The organism is Burkholderia sp. BCC1208 (assembly GCF_902833095.1).
Lineage (GTDB): Bacteria > Pseudomonadota > Gammaproteobacteria > Burkholderiales > Burkholderiaceae > Burkholderia.
Map to the genome: position 1 here is coordinate 342554 of NZ_CADFDY010000010.1, position 21181 is coordinate 363734.

Annotated in this window: 16 protein-coding genes and 1 pseudogene; 9 read left to right on the top strand and 8 right to left on the bottom strand. The window is 66.9% G+C overall.

What is annotated here, in order from left to right; translation table 11 throughout:
* Positions 1 to 101 precede the first annotated feature (101 nt).
* From HWX09_RS25130 to HWX09_RS25140, 4 genes and pseudogenes are all read right to left on the bottom strand, one after another.
* A complete protein-coding gene (locus tag HWX09_RS25130) occupies positions 102 to 521 on the bottom strand; it encodes a type II toxin-antitoxin system VapC family toxin (RefSeq protein WP_027782098.1) in 420 nt (139 codons plus the stop codon).
* Positions 518 to 772 (bottom strand): type II toxin-antitoxin system Phd/YefM family antitoxin, encoded by a 255-nt coding sequence (locus HWX09_RS25135; protein WP_027782097.1) that lies wholly within the window; start codon positions 770 to 772, stop codon positions 518 to 520. Before HWX09_RS25135 ends, HWX09_RS25130 begins: the two co-directional genes overlap by 4 nt.
* Positions 773 to 885: 113 nt before the next feature.
* Positions 886 to 1054: pseudogene (locus HWX09_RS33710) on the bottom strand (class I SAM-dependent methyltransferase); the annotation flags it as partial.
* 213 nt (positions 1055 to 1267) lie between these two features.
* On the bottom strand, positions 1268 to 1993 hold the full coding sequence (locus HWX09_RS25140; RefSeq protein WP_027782096.1) for a class I SAM-dependent methyltransferase: 726 nt from the start codon (positions 1991 to 1993) through the stop codon (positions 1268 to 1270).
* A gap of 193 nt (positions 1994 to 2186) precedes the next feature.
* Between HWX09_RS25140 and HWX09_RS25145 the strand changes: the two genes are divergently transcribed.
* From HWX09_RS25145 to HWX09_RS25170, 6 genes are all read left to right on the top strand, one after another.
* Complete coding sequence (locus HWX09_RS25145) at positions 2187 to 3245, top strand: hypothetical protein (RefSeq protein WP_051421332.1); 1059 nt, start codon at positions 2187 to 2189, stop codon at positions 3243 to 3245.
* A gap of 302 nt (positions 3246 to 3547) precedes the next feature.
* Positions 3548 to 4357 (top strand): TlpA disulfide reductase family protein, encoded by an 810-nt coding sequence (locus HWX09_RS25150; protein WP_027782095.1) that lies wholly within the window; start codon positions 3548 to 3550, stop codon positions 4355 to 4357.
* 273 nt (positions 4358 to 4630) lie between these two features.
* On the top strand, positions 4631 to 5491 hold the full coding sequence (locus tag HWX09_RS25155; protein ID WP_027782094.1) for an ion transporter: 861 nt from the start codon (positions 4631 to 4633) through the stop codon (positions 5489 to 5491).
* A 177-nt stretch (positions 5492 to 5668) separates the two neighbouring features.
* Positions 5669 to 7102: an ATP-binding protein gene (locus HWX09_RS25160; RefSeq protein WP_027782093.1), complete on the top strand. Its 1434-nt coding sequence runs from the start codon at positions 5669 to 5671 to the stop codon at positions 7100 to 7102.
* Positions 7099 to 7725, top strand: coding sequence for a response regulator (locus HWX09_RS25165; RefSeq protein WP_027782092.1), 627 nt, complete (start codon positions 7099 to 7101; stop codon positions 7723 to 7725). The genes HWX09_RS25160 and HWX09_RS25165 overlap by 4 nt, the downstream gene beginning before the upstream one ends.
* A 99-nt stretch (positions 7726 to 7824) precedes the next feature.
* Positions 7825 to 8535, top strand: coding sequence for an outer membrane beta-barrel protein (locus HWX09_RS25170; RefSeq protein WP_027782091.1), 711 nt, complete (start codon positions 7825 to 7827; stop codon positions 8533 to 8535).
* Positions 8536 to 9133: 598 nt separating this feature from the next.
* On the opposite strand, the gene HWX09_RS25175 is transcribed toward HWX09_RS25170, so the two are convergent.
* The 4 genes from HWX09_RS25175 to HWX09_RS25190 all read right to left on the bottom strand — a co-directional run bounded on the left by HWX09_RS25175 (position 9134) and on the right by HWX09_RS25190 (position 12708).
* The gene (locus HWX09_RS25175; protein ID WP_051421361.1) at positions 9134 to 10444 is read right to left on the bottom strand and encodes an MFS transporter; all 1311 of its coding nucleotides are present in this window, start codon (positions 10442 to 10444) and stop codon (positions 9134 to 9136) included.
* 381 nt (positions 10445 to 10825) lie between these two features.
* A complete protein-coding gene (locus tag HWX09_RS25180; RefSeq protein WP_230469059.1) occupies positions 10826 to 11638 on the bottom strand; it encodes a hypothetical protein in 813 nt (270 codons plus the stop codon).
* Positions 11639 to 11785: 147 nt separating this feature from the next.
* Positions 11786 to 12565 (bottom strand): carbonic anhydrase family protein, encoded by a 780-nt coding sequence (locus tag HWX09_RS25185; protein WP_027782088.1) that lies wholly within the window; start codon positions 12563 to 12565, stop codon positions 11786 to 11788.
* Positions 12562 to 12708, bottom strand: a complete 147-nt coding sequence (locus tag HWX09_RS25190) for a hypothetical protein (protein WP_155257296.1) — start codon at positions 12706 to 12708, stop codon at positions 12562 to 12564. Before HWX09_RS25190 ends, HWX09_RS25185 begins: the two co-directional genes overlap by 4 nt.
* Positions 12709 to 13282: 574 nt before the next feature.
* Between HWX09_RS25190 and HWX09_RS25195 the strand changes: the two genes are divergently transcribed.
* The 3 genes from HWX09_RS25195 (at position 13283) to HWX09_RS25205 (ending at position 21091) form a co-directional block, all read left to right on the top strand.
* A complete protein-coding gene (locus HWX09_RS25195) occupies positions 13283 to 14089 on the top strand; it encodes a response regulator transcription factor (RefSeq protein ID WP_034185261.1) in 807 nt (268 codons plus the stop codon).
* A gap of 191 nt (positions 14090 to 14280) precedes the next feature.
* Positions 14281 to 17274, top strand: coding sequence for an ATP-binding protein (locus HWX09_RS25200; RefSeq protein ID WP_027782087.1), 2994 nt, complete (start codon positions 14281 to 14283; stop codon positions 17272 to 17274).
* Positions 17275 to 17464: 190 nt separating this feature from the next.
* Positions 17465 to 21091 carry an ESPR-type extended signal peptide-containing protein gene (locus HWX09_RS25205; protein ID WP_027782086.1) on the top strand — a complete coding sequence of 1209 codons (3627 nt, stop codon included), beginning with the start codon at positions 17465 to 17467 and terminating at the stop codon, positions 21089 to 21091.
* The last annotated feature ends 90 nt before the right edge of the window (positions 21092 to 21181 follow it).

Sequence of the window (21181 nt, forward strand, 5' to 3'; positions counted from 1 at the left end):
CGGCGGAGCGCCCCATGCGTTGATGGAAAACGGGGGCTCGCACCGCAAACGAGTTCAGTCGCGTGCCTTTAAGCGATGCGCATCGATCATCAATCGATGCATCAATCCCATGGATTTACGATGACGACGCCCGTTTGGACAAAGTCGGCCACATTGCGCGTCACGACAGTCATACCGTGCACGAGCGCCGTCGCGGCAATGAGTGCGTCCCGCTCGGACCGTCGATCCGGCACATGGAGTCGCGCACATCGTTGGGCGACTGCCGTATCGACCGGCAGCACGCGACCTGTGAATTCAGGCAGGACATGCCCGTCAAGCCAGGCCCTGAGCAGCGCGCCTTGGACCGGGTCCCGGCGTTCGATCTGCAAGACACCGGTTTCCAACTCCATGATCGTGATGGCCGAGACAAAAAGTGCCGGCGCGTCGACTGTCGAACTCCAGGCCACCAGGTTCTTGTCCGCCTTCCCCGCCCTTACCTTCCGAAGCTCCGAAACAACATTGGTATCGAGTACGAACATCATCGGAAATCAACCGGTTTGATCCTGACATCCGCGCGCGGCGGATCGAATTCGATGTCTTCGACACCAGGCATGGCCAGCGAGTCGGCAATGTTGCGACGCTGCTGCGTGAGACGCTGGTATTCCTCGAAACTCAACAACACATGGGCCGGCCTGCCGCGGTCAGTAATGAACACGGGACCGTCCTTGGTCGCTTTCTTTGCTTTGGTCACGTCCTGGTTTAGTTCGCGACTCGAGAGCGTGGTGATGGTCATCGTAGACTCCTCAAACACATCAATGTAGGTATGTTACTACAATCATCGACGCCGTGCGATACGAGTCCTGCGCCGAACAACCTACATTGCCGCTCAACAGGTCGACGCTCAACCCACTGCTCGCGCTCGAAATAGCCGCCCTTCAACGCGAACGGCGCGTCGGTTTGCGGCTCCGCGAAGCCAACGCGATCAAGGAACGGGCGCACCAGCGAGACGAACGGCAGCGCGGCCGGCCTCGGCACGCTGCATGTCGTCGAGATCCATCAGCACGTTGTACGCCATCGCAGCCTTGGTAGCCCGGGGGACACAAAATCGTCCTTTTTATCGATTTTTGTATCCCCGAGGCTACAGCTGTCGAGGCCGCCGGTTTCCCGGATGCAGATCGGGCCGATAGGGCGAGAACGGTCATTGGCCGCTCGGAATTGCTGGCAAATCACGACAAGGGAAACTGACAACCGCCCAGGATCAGCCAACACGAGCAAGTCCGGGCTTTTCTCAACCCACCGGCCGCGCCTTGATCCACAAAAACAACGGCACACGTGCCCACTGCTTCAGTTGATCCGTATCGGCATGATCGGGCGGCGGCTCGCGCAGCGACACGATCGCGAACCCGGCCGCTTCCAGTGCTTCCATATACGCCTGCAACGGCAGCGACCAGCCTGCGAAGTGCATCGACAGCCCGTCGCGCGTTTCCACGCCGTCGAAGCGCTCGCGCCCGAAATAGCTGCCCTTCAACACGAACGGCGCATCGGGCTGCGGCCCGGCGAAGCCGCCGCGATCGCGGAATGGATGCACGAGCGAGATGAACAGCGTACCGTCGCGCTTCAGCACGCGACGCGCCTCGTTCAACGCGCGCTGCATGTCGTCGAGATCCATCAGCACGTTGTACGCCATCACGAAATCGAAGCTGGCCGCGTCGAACGGCAGCGCGGCCGCGTCGGCCAGTTGATAGCGATGCGCGGAATCCGCGTGACGCGCGGCGTCGAGCATCGCGGGCACCGCGTCGCTCGCGGTCACGTCGTAGCCGAGTGCCTTCAGTTCGCGGCTCACGCGGCCTTCACCGCAGCCGATCTCCAGCGCGGCGCCCGTGCCCCGACCGATGTAGGCCGCGAGCCCCGCGCGATATTTCCAGAATGCATCGTGGCCCGGCTTGCCGGCCCAGCCGATCCATTGGTCGGCCACCTGCGTCCAGTGTTCGGTAATGGCTTTCGTGTCGGTCATGCGTGCTCCCGCCCGATATGCGTCGTTGGCTCAGGATGCGCATGGTAAGCCGAAGCGGCGCGCAACGTGCACCGACTACCCGTTTGGCCAGTTTCCGTTTCAGGTCACGACGTTCTACAGTTACGAGAACACCACCCATGCCGCCGCGCATCGCCCACGCTCGACGATGCATACCCGATTCCGAGGAAAGCCCATGCCGAGTATCTTCGCCGCGCCCGCCGATGCCCCGCCAAGCCCCGTCGCGGCGCAAACGCGCATGGTGCACGACGTGGCGACGCTGAAGCTGTCCGACTACCGCTCGCCGGACGGCGCGTCGTGGGTCATCTCCACCATCACGCCGGCCGCGGACAGCGGCGCGAACGTCACCGGCACGACGTATTTCGACACAGCGAAAGGCAAGACCGTCGCGGTACCCGACGCGCGCCGCCGCTATGCGAATCGCGGCACGTGGCAGGTCGTCGCGAGTTCGAGCCCTGCCGTACCTGCGACGGGCCACTACGACTGGCTCACGCTCGCGTGGCTGCCGATCAATCGGCGCCCGCTTCCGCAGACGCCCGAGCACCTGTATTCGCCGTTCATTCGCGGCGGCACGATCGTCTACCGGTGGAATCCGGCGGCGGAAGGCGGAGAACAGTTCGGCGCCGTGCGGATGATCTTTCCGGAATGGACGCAGCAGGTGGCCGACGTGTTGCGGTCGGCGCCAGCTGCGGTGCAGGACGACGCGTCGTCGGCCCCGACATCGGCGCTCGATCGCCTGAAAGCAGACACGAATCCGATGGCCGCCGTGCTCGATTTCCGCGATGCGCTGCGCGAAGCACCCGTGGAACAGATCGTCGCGCGGCTGCCGGTGCTGCTGCGGGTGAGCGAGCTGCACGAACTGTCGGCCATCGTGTTCCTGTGCTTGTCCGAATCGCGCGCCGAAGACCGGCCGCGCTTCGCCGAAGCGATCAACGGATCGATTGCCGCGACCGACGACCGCGCGCGTCTGCTCGCGATCGCGTATGGCGCATTCGCGGCCGGCCGGTCGCGGCCTTATCCGTTCAACGACGCCGGGCAGACGGCGCGCATCAACGACGTGTTCGGTGCGCTGAAGCGGCGTACGTCGGCGCTCGGCGTACCGGTCGCGGAAGGTTCGCCTTGGTACGAGTTCTTCACGGCCTATCGACTCGGCGGTGCGGTACCCAGCAGCGGCAGCGGCAGCGGCAGCGGCAGCGGCAGCGGCAGCGGCAGCGGCAGCGGCAGCGGCCAATGATCGTATGCAGCAAAGCCGACGCCGCGACAGTGGATGCCCTTTCCCGGCGTCCGCATCGCAGCGTCTCCTCGTTCGGACTCCACTGACCATCAGGCCAGCCCGATTCGCTGCACGTCGGCACGAAAGCGATGCAGTCCTGATCCAACCGGCCCCGTCGAACTCGCAACACGCCGTTACGTTCGCGAAGGGAACCCGCGTGCGGCACAACGAGTCGAATCGCCGCACACCCGTCGACGGCTTCATCGCCGCGGCCGACAATCCCGTCTCCTGCCCCGCTCGATCACGTCCCACCTTCTCTTTTCATGCTGAGCATCGGTCCCTTCTCGATCCGCGTCGTCGCGGTAGCCGTCGCCGCGCTGCTGGCGTGGCTCGTCGCGCGTTTCATCCAGCGCCGCCCGCCTGACGGACATCACAAGACGGCGTCGAGCCTGATCCTCGACGTGCTGCTGCTCGGGCTGATCGCCGCGCGCATCGGTTATGTCGCGCAATGGTGGCCCGACTACGCGGCCGCGCCTCGCTCGATCGTCGCGCTCGGCGACGGTGGCTTCGACTGGCGCATCGGCCTCGCGGCCGCGCTCGTGTTCGCCGGCTGGCGGCTGCGCCGGTTGCCCGCGCTGCGTCGCCCCGTGCTGGCCGGCATGGTCGCGGGCGTCGCCGCATGGGGCATCGCGCAGGGCACGCTGGCGACGTTGCAACGCACCGCGCCGCCGCTCGCCGCGATGCAGCTCGAAGCGCTCGATTCGACGCCGGTGTTGCCGCAAGGTTTTGCCGGCAAGCCGGTGGTCGTGAACCTGTGGGCGACGTGGTGCGCGCCGTGCCGCCGCGAGATGCCGATCCTCGAACAGGCGCAGCGCGATCATCCGGACATCACGGTGCTGATGCTCAACCAGGGCGAAAACGCGCAGGCAGTGCGCGCATTCCTCGAACAGCAGGGCCTGCGCTTCGATCACGTGCTGCTCGATCCTTCGCTGCATGCAATGCACGCGTACGGTTCGCGCGGGCTGCCGACCACGCTGTTCTTCAACGCGAAAGGCGAACTCGTCGAATCTCACATGGGCGAATTGACTGCCGCGCGGCTGAAGGACACCGTGACGCAACGCTTCGGTCGGTAACGCGCGGCAGCGTGCACGTCGGCCGGGATCGGATACGGTCACGCCCTGCCGGCGAACCGTGCTCGGGATGATGGACATCGCGGGCGCCGGATTTGTCCATCCGAAAGAAGGCCCCGACATGAAGCCGCACGGCATCGGAACCGGACTGGACAACGCCCGCCGGCAGGTGGAAGCGCTGCGCGCGTAACCCGGGGCCGGCACGGCGGCGCGCGCGGCGCCGGAATCAGACACGTCCGATAGTCCCTGCGGCGCGCCGTCCGTAAACTCGGGCGCATGATTTCGCTGATCCAAACCTCCTTCGACGCCGCGCGCGATGCCGTCACGCAGCGCGCGCGCCGCCCTTCGTTCCTCCGCAAGCTCGACATCGCGGTGCTGGCGCTCATCGTCGCCAGCGTCTTCGTCGTGATGGCGGACAGCGTCCAGGAATTGCACGCGCATTACGGAAAGGCGCTGTACGCGGCCGAATGGGCGTTTACGCTGCTGTTCACCGTCGAATACGCAGTGCGGCTGTTCACGGCGCGCAAGCCGGCCGCCTACGCGCGCAGCTTCTTCGGCATCGTCGATCTCGTGTCGATCCTGCCGACCTATCTCGCGTTCTTCTTTCCGGGCCTGCATGCGCTGATCGACGTGCGCCTGCTCAGGCTGCTGCGCGTGTTCCGCATCCTCGGGCTGGCGATCTACCTGGAAGAAGGCCAGATGCTGATCCGCGCGCTCACACGCGCCCGGCGCAAGATCTTCGTGTTCATCGGCGGCATGTTCGTGATCGTCGTGATTCTCGGCACGGTCATCTTTCTCGTCGAAGGGCCGGAGCACGGCATCACGAGTATTCCGGTCGGCGTCTACTGGGCAGCCGTCACGATGAGCACGACCGGCTACGGCGACCTCACGCCCGTCACGCCGCTCGGCCGGCTGATCACGTCGTGTGCGATCCTGCTCGGTTACGGCATCATCGCGTTTCCGACCGGCATCATGGGCGCCGAACTCGTGGCGTCCGCGCTCGAACGCGGACGGTCGCAACAAGCGGCAGCCGGCGGCGGCGACTCCGATGCGGCGTTCTGCCCGCATTGCGGCGCACGCGCAGTGAAACACGGCGAATCGGCCGCCACGTCCGCCCAGCACGCACCGGAGCGGTAACCGCCGCCGCATCCGGATTTCGTCAACGACAACGAACGCGGTCCCGGCGTGCGCCGCGCGAGCGCCGGCATCCCGGCGTCCGATTCACTTCGGACGACCGCATCGACAGGATGTCCCACCTCGCTCATCGCACGCCGCGTCGCATCGCTTCGTCCCCGCGCACGCCGCCGTTCCCCCATGAAGATCTCCGCTCGCCTCGTGGCGCTATTAAGCTGGCTCGTGTTGAGCCTCTCGGGCACCGCATTCGTCCTGTCGCGCGCCGTGTCGGACATACACGACCGTTTTTTTCAGGACACCAGTATCGCGATCCGCGTGCTCGGCCAGAAAGCGGCCCAGCAGGAGGCGATCCTCGCCACGCTCGGCGCGACGCCGTTGACCGCCGTGCCGCCGCACATGCTCGACAGCCTGCGCGAGCGCATGCCGCAACTCGCGGGGCTCGCACGCCGGCAGCCCGGCAACGGCTGGCGATCCGCCAACGGCGCGGCGCCCGACGCGCCGCCGCCGCTGCTCGTGGCGGCAACGCCCTATGCGCTCGCATTCGAACCCGACGGTCACTACTGGCTCGCCGCCGCAACGGGATGGGCCGTGCGGATCGACCCGCGCACGATGCTCCAGCCCGGCGACTGGCCCGCGTCGCTGTCGTCCGTCACGCTGCAGTTGCAGGGGCGCCGGTTCGAGGTGCTACGTCGGCCGCCGGCAGCCACGCCGCTCGGCTGGCCGATGACGCTCGACAAGCGCCTGCCGACCCAGCCCCAGACGCTGATGCTGCATGCGACGCGCACGCTGACCGTCGACGATCTGCCGTGGCTGCCGATCGCGCTGTGGAACGCGGTCGCGATCCTGCTCGCCGCCGGCGCGCTCGGCGCATGGCGGCTGCGCGACGCGCAGCGCCGCGAACGGGCGCGCGCGCGGCTCGACCGCTTCGGCCGGCTGGATACGCTCGGCGAAATGGCGGCCGGCATCGCGCACGAACTGAATCAACCGCTGATGGCGATCGTCACGCACACGCGTGCCGCCGAGCGGCTGCTCGACCTCCCCACCGAACGCGACAGCGTGCGCCGAGCGCTGCAGACGAGCGTCGCGCAGGCCAAGCGCGCGGCCGCTATCCTCGACCGGCTGCGCACCGCCGCGACGTCGGCACACGGCGGTGAACGCAACGCGCTCGATCCGGACGCCGTCGTGTCCGCGCTTCAGTTGCTGTATCGCGACGAGCTGGCTCGCGAACAGATTGCGCTGAACTGGCATAACGCGACGCCCAACGCACGGCCCGTCGCCGATCCCGTCGCGGTCGAGCAGATCCTGCACAACCTGATCCAGAACGCCCGCGACGCCCTCACGGGCACGCCGCACGGCGAAATCCGCGTGCGCGGCGAACGGGCCGGGCAGCAATACCGCTTCAGCGTGACCGACAACGGCCCCGGCATCCCGGCCGACACGCTGTCGCGCCTGTTCGAGCCGTTCTTCACGACCCGCGGCCAGGGGCTCGGCCTCGGGCTGCCGCTGTGCGACACGCTCGCGCAGCGGCAGAACGGCACGCTGGCGGTGCGCAACCGGCCGTCGGGCGGCGTCGAGGCCACCCTGTCGCTACCGCTCGCGGAGGCCCGCGCATGACGGCACCGCTCGAATCGACCGTGGTCGCGATCGTCGACGATGACGAGGCCGTGCGCGACGGCCTCGCGCTGCTGCTGCGCACGGTCGGCCTGCCGACCCGCTGCTATGCGGACGCGCATGCGTTCCTAGGCGATGCGCTCGACGAAGCGCTCGGCTGCGTGCTGCTCGACATCCGCATGCCGGGCATGAGCGGGCTCGACGCGCTCGACCGCCTGCGCGAACAACGCGACCTGCCCGTCGTCGTGCTGACCGGGCACGGCAACGTCGACGCGTGTCGGCGCGCGTTCAAGCGCGGCGCGGTCGACTTCCTGCGCAAGCCGACCGACGACGACGAACTGATCGACGTCGTGCAGCAGGCGATTCGCCGGCATGCGGACCAGCGCGCGCGCCACGAAGCCGAACGCCATCGCGCGGAGCGCATCGCCGCACTGAGCGGCCGGGAGCGGCAGGTGCTCGAAGGCATCGTGCGCGGCCTGAGCAACAAGGAAATCGCGCGCGAACTCGCGCTGTCGCCGCGCACCGTCGAAACCTATCGCGCGATCGCGTTCGACAAGCTGGGCGCGACGTCGCTCGTCGAATTCGTGCGCGACTACGCGGCACTGCTCGACGCGACGCCTCCGTAACGCTACGGAGGCGCCATCCGTACGCGAGCGGGTACTGGCGGCACGGCGCAATTCCTACGATGACGGGTCTCGCCGATACATCCACAAGGAAACGCTTTCATGTCCCGATTCTTCGTTATCCCGTCGTCGCTCGCGATGCTGTTCTCCGGCGCCGCGCTGGCCGACGCCGCCGACTCGACGCCCCGCACCTCCACCAACAGCGATGCCGGCTACTACGCGACGGCTCGCATCGTCGGCGCGTTCGACAATGCCGCCAACATGGAACTCACCAGCCCGCGCGTGACGAGCCGCATCGGCGGCCCGGATGGCCAGTCGCGCGTCACCGGCGCGGTGGGCCTGGGCTACCAGTTCGGCAACGGCTGGCGCGCGGAAGGCGAATACACGTTCAAGCGCACCGGCAATTTCGTCAGCTACTGGGCGCCGTTCGACGCCAACGCGAACGAATTCCACGTCTCGTCGCAGCGGCTGATGCTCAACGGCTATCGCGATTTCGATCTGGGCCGCGGCTTCTCGGTGTACGGCACGGCCGGCGTCGGTGTCGCGATCGTGTCGGCGGACGGCTGGCAGGGCAACGACACGCGCCAGTTCGCGTCGCGCACGCAAACCAATTTCGCGTATTCGGCGGGCGCGGGCGTCAGCTATGCGATCAACAAGCGCTTCACGCTCGACGTCGGCTATCGCTTCGTCGACATGGGCAACGTCGAATCGGGCTACAACACGTTCGTGAACCGCGTGTCGGCGCGCGACGAGCAATTGAAGGCGTCGCTTCGATCGAATGAAGTGTTCATCGGTTTGCGCGGCAGGTTCTGAGCGTTCGTCGGTCAACGCGTGGTGCCCGCGCCGGGTGCCGGGCGCACGTCGCAGCCACCGTTCGGCCTTCGGCGTGCGATGCCTGTCATGCATCGCGCGCGACAGGCCGCCGGCCCCACGTCGCCGGCCGCGAGCATTCCCTCCCCCGCTTGCGAACCGACCATCGGTTAGCGTCGGATGGCGCATGATCCGCATCAAACTTCGATATTCATTCGCATACCGAATCAACCAGACACACTTTTTTTATCGCATCGATTCAGCCTGGTCTGATTGGCCAGCGTCTCGTCGGCTTGTATGCTTTCTCGGCGCGGTATCGGAACGGTTCGTCGATAGCGGTCTGGTGAAGCCAGCATGTCGGGAGGAGCGAACCGCTCCGCTTACCGCGCGCCGCTACGCGGCGACGGCTTGGACGCGGGCATTCGATGGTGGTCGGTGGGCGCGGCCACATGTAGTCAGACGGTATGTTGCGCACCTCTAGAGATACGCTGCCTTATGCGAGCATCGAGTGCCCGCATCCAAGCCGCCTTCCGTTCCCCTTTCCATTCGGCAACTCGCGAATCGCACACCGGCTCGATGCGAGATTCGCGAGCGTCGAGCACTACCGCTCGACGCCCCTTCCAAGCATGCGTTTCAGCAGCAGGCACGCGCCGCCGCCGATCGCGCTCATGCACGCGACATAGCCGAAATAGAGCTGATAGCCGTGCATGCCCGGATATTCGGTGGTCAGCCAGCCGTTCAGCAACGGCAGGAACACGTCCGGCGAATAGCCGAGCAACGAGATCACGCCGATCGCGAGCCCCGTGATCCGAGGCGGCACATCGCAGCGTTCCAGCACGCTCCAGTAGAGGCCGCGCACCGCGTAAGTCAGCAGACCGATGAAAATCACGACGCCCGCCAGCAACACGACCTGGTTGAACGACGGAAACACGATCAGCGCGACGAATGCGAGCGCGGCAAGGAACAGTGCGGCGCTCAGCACGTTCAGCGTGCCGATGCGATCGCCGACGAAGCCGCCGCCGATCCCGCCGATCGGGCGCATCCACAGCTTCAGCGACGCGATGAAGCCGGCCGCGACGATCGACATGCCGACGCCCTTCTGCTGCAAGTACGGCGAAATGCTGTACGTGGCCCACGACAGGTGATACCCGCAGAACACGATGACGGCGAACACCCACAGAAAACGGTTGCGTGCGAGTATCGCCAGATCATGCAGCAGGCTGCCCTGCCCGCGCTGCGCCGCTCTCGCGGCGTCAGGCCGCGAAGCGCTCGCGTCCTTGACCGTCAGCAGCACGACGCCGAGCGCGACGCAGGCGATCGAGTAGAAAAATACGACTTGCTGGAACGCGCCGCCATGCGACGCGCCGCGCGCATCGACGAGCCACGCGAACAGCGCGAGCGACGCCGTGGCGAGCAGCGCCTCGATCAGCCCGCGTCCGCCGTCGAGAAAACCGAAGAAACGGCCCTGCTCCCGCGGCAACGCGATCGTGTTCACGCGCTTGATGACGGAGGCCCAGAAGGTCAGCCCGGTCGTCACGCCCCAGCCGCAGAAGATCACCATCAGCACGGGGTAGGACGGCGCACTCGCATACGCGACGCCGAGCGCGCCGGTCGCCACCAGCGAGAAGCTGATCAGCCAGCGTGGCGGCAAGCGATCGGCGAGCCAGCCGCTCGGCAAATAGCAAACGAGGAACGTCGTGCCGAGCGCCGAATACAGATAGCCGAGCTGTGCGCGCGAAATCTGGAACAGCTCCAGCATCGTGTCCTGGTAGAACTGGCGTAGATACAGCATCGGATAGATCGCGCCGGCCGCGCACACGAGCAACGCGAGCTGGAAATAGCGGCCGGCCGCCGCCGGGGCGGCCGATGCGTCAGGCATCGCGGCGTTCGATGCCGCGTCTTGATCCGACATGTGCTCCTCCATTTGGATATTCAATTTCTTTTTTGTCGGTGCGCACGCGATGCGCTCGCACCGGATGGCGTACCTCTCTCCGCGTTTGCGTCGATATCGGCCGCACTATCGCCACGTCATTGCAACGCTCGCTGTAATACCGACGGCTCCAATAAAAAAGACCGCTCCGGGAAGAGCGGTCGTAAAGGAGAGGTCTCCGTATCGAGGAGACACCGGCGAGGACACCACGCCAAACCGGCATAAGTATTGTTGACGAAGGTCCGTCGGCTGAGAATCGGATTGGTCTGATTCTGGTGACGTCTTTCAGGAGTCTTCCGGTTTCCGAACCAATACGCACCGCGTCACCGGCGAACCCTTGCGGCGCCGGTCGCGCCGCGCGGCTCACTGATCCGTCAGGCGCGTATGACTCGGCAGATCGACGCGCAGCGCGTCCGGGTTCGACGGCGCAGCCGCCTCGTGCGCCGGCGCGCGCGTCGACGCGAGCCAGTGCGAAAACTCGGCAGCGCTCATGCCGACGGCTTCGGAAGTGCCCGGTGCGGATTCGGTCGACGAAGCAGCGGCTTTCGGTGCCGCGGCATGCGTTGAAACACTGTCGGACGCCACGGCCGGACGCTCGGGTATCGCGGCCGTGCGCGCTGCCTTCTTGCGGCGCGGCGCGATGGCTTTCGTTACCGAAGCCTGCACGGGAGACGCATCGCCTGCACGACTGTCCTGCAACGCGTCGAGTAACGCTGCGTCGTCCGCGACGGGCCGCTCGATCTCGAGGGCAGCGACGGTGGCGACCGGCATCACGGTGGGCGCCATCCGCGGCGCGACCGTAATCGTCGATTCGTACACGGTATCTTGCGGACGCGCGCGGACCCGCGCGCGATGGCCGGCATCGAACAGATGCGCGCCCGCGATGCCCACCGACCCGAACGCGAGACCGGCCACCAGCGCCAGCATCGTCGGCCGCCAGCGGCGGCGCGGTGGCTTCGGCTTCACCCACGAGCGGTTGTCCGAACCGAAATCCGCCGCGCGAACCGCCGCGGCACGCGGTGCATCGGCCGCGTCGCGCATCGCGCGCAGGTCGAACACCGCCGCCCGCGGCCGCTTGCTCTTCACGAACGGCGTGCGGCGCCGGCCATACGGCGGAGGCACGTCGGAATAAGGACGTGCGAGCGGTAGTGCGAAGTGTCCGGTGATGTCCTGCATGCCCATGATGTCGACGACGAATCGCCCCGCGTGTGCCGCGCCGATCCGTTCTCCCGTGATGTGGATGAGTGGCTCCGAGTATCGCCGTGCACCCCGGCCCGAGTAAATCGGACTGGGCCTATTCGAGCGCAGCGGCGTGCACGCCGCTTACTTCACGTCGTAACGCAGCAGCGGCCGCCCGTTCAGCGGCTGCACCACGCGTGCGTTGTGCGAGTAGCGCATCCGGAACGCGGTGATGTCTTCCACCGACAACTCGACCGGCTCGGCCAGCACGTACCATTCGACGTTTTCGGTCAACGGCGGCGTCGTCAGCGAACCGAGATAGTGATAGTAGGTATTCGCGTTGGTCGGCATCAGCGTGGCCGCGCGGAACGCCAGCAGGCTTGCGGTATCGCTCAACCTGAGTGCATCCATCGCGGCCGCGAACTGCACGTTCTCGGCGCCGGTGCGATAGAGCACAGCGACAACCGCCAGCCGGCCGTCCTGCGCGCGAAATACGAAATGCCCTTCGACCGGATAGGTGCGGCCATCGAACGTGTGTTCGGCCGGCGCGTGAAAGTGAATCTGCTGAAGTCTGAAATGACGCCCGCGTATCGTCGCGCTGCCGCTGGCCGGCACGATCTGGATCGTATGGCCGTTGTCGATCACCTTCGCGGGCGTCGTGGCGATATGAATAGCGATCGCGTTGTTGTCGTCGGCGTATCGTGTCGCCTGCCTGACCGTGTTCGAATCGATCGCGACCGGCGACTGTGCATCGCCGGATTCCAGGTGCCAGTCGCGCTGGCGGTCGTAATCGAAGTCTTGGTCGGCCGATGCAGCTGCGGCCGATGCGATTGCATCGGCCGCATGCGCGGGCGCCATCAGTGCGGTCATTGCGCATAGCGCGGCGGCGGCGAGCCGGCTCGCCGCGGTTCGGGTCATATTCATGTTGGGTGTTCTTTGGTGGAAAAGGACAAGGCGGCGCCGAGCGGCACATCGCCAATCGTCGGCAGGCCGCACTGTGCGGCCCGCAGCCGCTCACGCGCGTCGCGGAACGGTTCGGGCAGATCCAGCGTGCAGGACAAAGCCATCGAACGTACGTCGCGCCCTGTTCTGCAAATTGTCCGCAAAATGCCCGTGCGCGTGGTCCGATACTGCGTCGCGGATCGGTAGGCCGGGTCCGATATACGCGATCTCGCACGCGACGCACGGCCCGCTCCGTGTGCAAAGCAACAGCAGCAACAACAACGCGGAAGTAGAACACCCGCATCCGGCCAGGCTCGCTCGATATTCAAGCATCCACGCGTGCATTTTCAGACTGGGCCGATTCACGCGAGGCGCCGCCGACACGACAATCGTCTTGCGATATGCCCCGTTCTCCCGAATGCGGGCATGTCGTGAATCCAGAGATAGATAGTCGATATTCATCCCGCCTTCGGGCGGGATCTTTTTCGCGTCATTCCCGAGCGTCACGCGCATCCGGTCCGGTAACGGTCGGAATTCCGTTCATGTTCATCCGAACGGCGTCACGGCCGCCCGCTTCCGCCGCACACGAACGACACGCGATCGACCAATCCCGCGCGCCGACCGCGACCGGCGCACGCGGTGCATTGACGTCCGGCGCCGCGCACCCGTTCGCTCGCCACGGGCTTGCCCGACGAAACCATGCAGGCATCACATACACCACCCCCCGCCGAAGTCTCGTCGGTCTACATCGCAATCCTGACGATCGACCATCCGAGCCGGCACGCGTTCGACGACCGCTTGCGGCGCGCCGGATACGGCTACGACCGCCTCCGGATCGACGATCTGCTCCGCAAGGCGCTGTACCGCCCGGTCCGCTTCGAGTTCGTGCCCGACCTGCTGGCGGCCGGCGACGCGCAGCCGTTCGACCTGCTGATCGTGCAGTGCGAGACACCGTGCGTCCGCACGCTCGACGCGATCCGCACGCTGCGCGCGCGCTTCTCCGATTCGGTGCCGATCATCATGGTCAGCCAGCGCGACGACGGTACCTCGCAGGTGCTGTCGTTCCAGGCCGGCGCCAACGAATACCTGCCTTACACGTCGACCGCCGACAAGATCGTCATGGCCGTGTCGACCTGGCTGCGCTGGGCGCATTTCCGGACCACGCACCGCCGGCACTGGCGCGTCGGCGGCGTCGAGGTGGACGCGGCCAATCGCTGCATCCGCATCGGGGGCGCGGAACACTTCCTGACCGAGAAGCATTTTCAGATCGCAACGGCGCTCCTCATGAATCTCGGGCGCAGTCTCGGGCGTGCGCATCTGAGCCAGATGGTGTGGGGCTCGCTCGTCGCGACGTCGAGCCGCCGGATCGACACGCACGTCGCGAACCTGCGCGACCGGCTCGGGCTCGACGGCCGGCACGGCTTGCGGCTGATGACCGTCTATGGATTCGGCTATCGGCTGGTGGAATGCGAGCCGGGCGAACCATCCGGCGAAGCACGCCCATGACCCGACGGCGGCACGCCAGGCGACGCTGACGGCACGACAATGGATGGACTGGCGGCGCTACCCGGCGGATACTGCCGTCAGTCCGACGGCCCCGCGGCCGGCGACGGCGGGAAACCCTCGGCATATTGCTCCGCGCTGGCGATCCGTCTCCATTATCATGTCGGAACCCTCGCCGACCGCACCGTGCCACGATGGATCATCGCGCCGAATCCGACCGCACCTGCACTACCCCCGACCTCGCCCCTCGCCGTTCGGCTCGCGCGCTGATCGGGCGCCATCAGCGCACGCTGCTTTACGCGGGCGGCATCGCGGTCACCCTTGCGGCGCTCGTCGCGAGCGGCCTGCTGCTGTATGCGCTGGCCAAGGATTACGTGCAGGAGCATTACACGGAATTCGCGGTGCGGCAGTTTCTCGTCCAGTTCGAGTTCAGGCTGCGCGCGACCGGCATGGACACGCTCGTCACGCACGAGGAAGCCGTGTGGAACATGCGCGTGACCGACCCTGCGCTCGTGCAGCGACTGGCCGACGAGCACGGCCGGATCGTGCTGCAAGCGACCCCGCGCTTCCCGCCGGTGCTCGCACTCGCCGACTTGTCGCCAGCGCAACCAGCCGCGGCGTATGCCCGCGATCTCGCAATGGCCAGCGACATGAGCTATCGTGTCGGCGCGTACGTCGCGAACCATGAAATCGCCGGCTACGCATACCGCCCCGATCGCCGCTTCGTGCTGATCATCCCGCAGCCGACCCTCGCCGATCCGCTCGCCGCCACCGGCGCCGCCGATGTCGCCGCGCTGCTCGCGAAGGTCGCGACGGATGCCGGCCCGGTGCCCGCCGGGCGCTACGTGTGGCGCGCGCCCGCATACGATCCCGTGCAGCGGCGCGACGTGTTCCGGCTCGTGGGCACCGCGTACGAAGCCGGCACCGTGCGCGCGGTGTTCATCTCGACGCTGCCCGTCGACGTGCTGCGCCAGCGTCTTGTCAGCAACGATCACCGTGACGCGGCGATCATCGCCAGCGCGACCGGCGGCACGGTGCTGCGCGCCGGCACGGCCGCCGACGGCGAGGACGCCCCCGCAACGATCGCGCAACTCACGGCCGATGCGCGCGCGGTGCAGACCGCGGCGCCCCGCACCGCCTACCACGCAGGCTCGTTTACGCTGAGCCAGCGCATCCCCGATACGGACTGGACACTGGTGCAATCGTTCTCGCTGCGCTCGCTGTTCGCGGCGCTCGGCGAGCGCATCGGCTGGTACGTGGCGATCATGACCGCCGCCATCGGCTTCGCGTGGTTCATGCTCGTGCGGTTCGACCGGCGCGTGCTGAAACCTGAAGCCGCCCGCACGCGGCGCATCGTCGACAGCGAGAACCTGAACCGGACCATCGTCGAAGCCGCGCCCGCCGGCATCGCGCTGCTGGCGCTCGCCGATGGCGCCGTGCTGCTGCAGAACGACACGATGCGCGCATACGACGCGCGCGTGAGCACCGAGCCGCCGCTCGCCGCACGCCTCTACGCATGCTTCGACCGCTCGCCCGATGCGAACGCATGGCAACCCGATCATCATGTGAGCCTGCCGACCGTCGACGGCGAAACGGTCGATCTGCTCGTCACGCTGGTGCGCACGCGCTACCAGGACGCCGACGTCCTGCTCTGCAACTTCTCCGACATCACGTCGCAGAAGGCCGTCGAGCGCAATCTCGCCGACGCGCGCCGCGCGGCCGACGCGGCCAACGACGCGAAATCGGCGTTCCTCGCGACGATGAGCCACGAGATCCGCACGCCGCTGAACGCGATCCTCGGCAACCTCGAGCTGATCGGCCGCGAGCCGCTCACGGCAACGCAAGACGAGCGCCTGCACATCGTCGAAGGCGCATCGTCGACGCTGCTCGATCTGATCAACGACATCCTCGATCTGTCGAAGATCGAAGCCGGCCAGATGACGATCGAGGCGATCCCGTTCGATCTCGCGGAAACGATCCGACAGACCGGCGCGATGTTCGAGCCGCTCGCCACCGCGAAGGGGCTGCAGTACGACGTCGTGGTCGACGATGCGCTCGCCGCGCGCTACATCGGCGACCCGACCCGCATCCGTCAGATCGCCGCGAACCTCGTCGCCAATGCGATCAAGTTCACGCGCGACGGCGACGTGACGCTCGAGGTCTATCTGCGCGACGACACCGACCCGGCATCGCCCGTCGTGATCGGCGTGAGCGATACGGGCATCGGGATGACCGAAGCCCAGCGCGCGACGCTGTTCCGGCCGTTCACGCAGGCCGACACGTCGATCTCGCGCCACTACGGCGGCACGGGGCTCGGGCTCGCGCTGACGAAGCGGCTCACGCTGATGATGGAAGGCGCGATCGACGTGAAGAGCGAGCCGGGCCTCGGCAGCACGTTCGTCGTGACGCTGCCGCTGCGCGCGGCGACCGACGCGGAGATAGCGCGCCACGACGTGGCGGACAACGAAGCGGCGCTACCAGCGCTCGCCGCCCGCGTGCTGGTAGTCGACGATCATCCGGTGAACCGCAAGCTCCAGCAAGGGCAGCTCGTCACGCTCGGCTATGCGGCCGACGCGGCCAAGGACGGCGCCGCCGCGTTGCGCCGCTGCGCCGACGCGCGCTACGACCTCGTGATGACCGACCTCAACATGCCGGGCATGGACGGCTACACGCTCGCGCGCGTGCTGCGCGCGCAGTATCCGGAGTTGCCCGTGGTCGCGATCACCGCGCATGCGAGCGCGGCCGAGCATGCGCGCTGCGCGGAAGCCGGGATCGTCGCGGTGCTCGTGAAGCCGGTGCTGCTCGATACGATCGACCGCACCGTGCGACGCTTCGCGCATTCCGCGCCTACTAGCGAGCTCGGGAGACGGCCCGCGCTCGCCGAGCTCGCGACGGGCCCGTTGCCGCCCGACGTGCATACGCTGCTCACCGAGAGCCTTGAACGATCCGTTGCGAAGATTCGCACGGCGATCGCGCAGAACGATGTCGCCACGCTGCGCGACGAACTGCATACGCTGCGCGGCGCGTTCGCGACGGTCCACGAGCACGCGGTGGCCGATGCGGTGCGCGACATGCAGGAGGCCGTGCATTCCGGTGCGACCGCGTCGCTCGACGCGCTGCTCGCGCAGGCGGAAAGCCTCGCACGCGAAGCGCTCGCACGGCGTGCGGCGCAGGCGCCGTCGAACTGAACGCGCCGCGCGCGACGCGCCTTCGCTGCACACGCCGCCATCCCCTCGCCGACACGCCCCGGCACACCTTCTGGCTTGTAGGACTGGGCCTACGATTTTGACACCCTGAATCAGCTTCGGACGACTGATTCAGACGAGGCCGATCCCTACCATTCATTCGTCACCCAAACGAACTGAATGGAGTAGGGAAATGAACAAGACATACCGCAACATCTGGAACGCCGCGACGGGCACGTGGACGGCTGTCGCCGAAACGGCGAAGTCGCATTCGAAGGGCTCGGCGCGCGCGGCGCGTCAAGCGGTGGTTGCGCTCGCGCTGGGCAGCGCGGGTATCGGCGGCGCATTCGCGGCCGATGCGTGTACGACCGCTGATGGCGAGAACGGCACGGTCGATACCGCTGGCGTCTGCATGGTCGAGAGTGCCAAAGGTGCACGCTCGATCGGCACGATGGCGGGTGTGAACTCGTACGAAGCCGGTATCAATGCATCCGCTTCGGGTGTCAATGCAGTCGCAGTCGGCAACAACGCGTTGGCAAGCGACCAGAACACGACAGCGATCGGCCAAGGTGCAACATCTAGTGGCGCAGCCTCCACTGCGCTCGGCATGGGCGCAACAGCAAGTGCCTCGCATGGCGTGGCACTCGGCGTCGCCTCGACTGCCTCCGGCGCCGACGCGATCGCGCTCGGCGTCAGCTCGAATGCCGCCGGTGTCAACGGTCTCGCCTTAGGGTCCGGTGCGGCGGTACGCCAGACGACTAACAACATGCCCGCGAACGGCATCGCAATCGGCCATAACGCATTGGTGAGTGATGGCGGGGTCGCCAATTCGACGGGATCCATTGCGATCGGCGACTCCGCGAACGCGGCGGGTTCCAACACGATCTCTATCGGTACGAATGCCAGGCACTCGGGCTCCGGTACAACGGTGATCGGTGGCAACGCCAGCGCGATGGGCGCGGGCGGCGCAGTCGCGGTGGGTAACGGCGCCACCTCGGCCGGCAGCAGCGGTGCTTCGCTGGGTGTCAACGCATCGGCTACCACGGCCTCTTCGGTGGCACTGGGCGCAAACAGCGTGGCGAATCGCGGCAACGCGGTATCGATCGGCAGCAACGCAGTGACAGGCGGTTTCACCCGTCAGTTGATCAATGTGTCTGCCGGCACGCAAGACACCGACGCCGTGAACCTCGGCCAGATGAACACCGCGCTTTCGACGAAGGTCGACGACACCTACATCAAGATTCAGTCCACTGCGGCAGGTGCCTCGACATCGGCGCTCAATGCCATCGCGATTGGTTCCGCTACGTCGGCCTCCGGTGCCGGCGACGTCGCGCTCGGCGTTAATGCGACCGCAGCCGGTGCCGGCGTCAGCGCGACAGCGCTTGGCGCCAATGCGAATGCGCAAGGTGGTGGTGCCGTGGCTGTCGGCGGCAATACTCGCGCCACGGGCACGGGATCGGTCGGCATGGGCCTCAACGCAAACGCCGGCGAAGCCGGATCCATTGCGATCGGTCAAAGGGCCGTCGTCAATACGGGAGCAACCAATTCGATCGCGTTCGGTAACGGCGCAACCATTGGCGCCAACGTAACGAACAGCGTTGCACTCGGGGCAAACTCGACCACGACACGTAACGATGCGGTCGCAGTGGGTTCGACCACCGGTGCTCGGCAGATCGTCAACATGGCAGCCGGCACGCAAGCTACCGACGCCGTGAACGTGTCGCAGCTCACCCCCGTCGTGGAAGCACTCGGCGGCGGCGCATTGATCAATTCGACGACGGGCGCCGTCACGGGCCCGACGTACAACCTCGTGAACGGCGGCCCGCAAACGACCGTGGGCGACGCGCTCGATGGTCTCGACCAGGCACTGACGACCGCAAACGGCAACATCGCGAAGAACACGAGCGACATCTCGGACATCAACGATCAGTTGGGTGACCTGTCGAGCGGCAAGCTCGGTCTCGTCCAGCAATCGGCGCCGGGCGCGGACATCACGGTCGGCGCGAACACCGACGGCGCGGCCGTCAACTTCGCCGGCACGGCGGGCGCACGCAAGCTCACCGGCGTGGCGGCAGGCGACGTCTCGGCCACCAGCGCGGATGCCGTGAACGGTTCGCAACTGCATGGCGTGTCGGGAAGCGTCGCATCGGCGATCGGTGCCGGCTCGACGGTGAACCCGGACGGTTCGATCTCGGCACCGAGCTTCACGGTCGGCGACGGTAACGGTGGCACGACCACGGTCCACAACGTCGGCGACGTGGTGACGAACCTCGACGGCCGCGTGACGACCAACGAAGGCGACATCAAGCAACTCGCGGACCAGATCGGCAACGGCACGGTCGGCCTCGTTCAGCAGGATGCGACGACGCGCGACATTACGGTCGCGAAGAACACGGACGGCGCAGCCGTCGACTTCAGCGGCACGGCAGGCGCACGCAAACTGACCGGCGTGGCCGCAGGCGACGTCTCGGCCACCAGCGCGGACGCCGTGAACGGCTCGCAACTGCATGGCGTGTCGGAAAGCGTCGCATCGGCAATCGGCGGCGGCTCGGCGGTGAACCCGGACGGTTCGATTTCGGCACCGAGCTTCACGGTCGGTGACGGCAATGGCGGCTCGACCACGGTCCACAACGTTGGCGACGCGGTGACCAACCTCGACGGCCGCGTGACGACCAACGAAGGCTCGATCACGACCATCAACCAACAGCTCGCATCGGGCCAGATCGGTCTCGTTCAGCAAGACCAGACGACGGGCGCAATCACGGTTGCCGCGAACACGGGCGGCACGTCGGTGAGCTTCGCCGGCATCGGCGACTCGCCGCGCACGCTGACCGGCGTCGCGAACGGCGTGAAAGACGACGATGCCGTGACGATCGCGCAGTTGAAGGCAACGGGCCTGATCGACTACACGGGCAAGGAACTCGGCGCCGTGGTGTATGACGGCATCGACCTCGCTAGCGTGACGTTCGGCGGCGTGGCAGGCACGACGCTGCACAACGTCGCACCGGGCCTGATCGCGTCGGGCAGCATGGACGCGGTGAACGGCGGCCAGCTTTACGCGCTGCAACAGGACTTCGCGAACCAGTTCTCCGGCCTGGGCGATCGCGTGTCCAACCTGGAAGCGGGTGGCGGTTCCGGCGGCCCCGGTAACGGCTCGGGCAACGGCATGGGCCCCAGCACGGGCACGGGTGGCGACGGCTCGCTCGTGGTCGGCAACGGCTCGGACGCGTCGGGCGAGAACAGCTCGGCAGTCGGTCAAGGCGCGGTCGCATCGGGTGACAACGGTTCGGCGTTCGGCCAGGGTTCGGTCGCATCGGGCTCGGGCGGCTCGGCCATCGGCCAAGGCTCCATCGCGTGGGGTGAGAACAGCACGGCAATCGGCCAGGGTGCAAACGCAGGCGCCAATAACTCGGTCGCACTGGGCGCAGGCTCGGTGGCGGATCGTGAAGGCACCGTGTCGGTCGGTTCGGCGGATCAGCAACGCCAGATCACCAACGTCGCGGAAGGTACCGCGCAGACCGATGCCGTGAACGTGGGGCAGCTCGAACGACGCATCGGCGACACGAACCGCATGATCAACGACGTCGCGAAGAACGCGTACGCCGGTGTCGCGGCAGCAATGGCGATGCCGAACATGACGCCGTCGCAGCCGGGCAAGACCGTCGTCGCAGCAGGCGCCGCGAACTACAAGAGCGGCTCGGCCGTGGCAGCCGGCGCGACCTACCGGTCCCGCAACGGCAAGTGGCTGGTGAACGGCGCGGTGTCCGTCACGTCGACGGGCGACGCGGGGGTTCGCACCCAGGTCGGCTACGAGTTCTGACCCGCGGCTCCGCCTCCGGGCGGAGCTTCGCAGCGAAAGCGGGGGGAGCGATCTCCCCGCTTTTTCGCCCGACGGCCAGTGGTGGTTTCC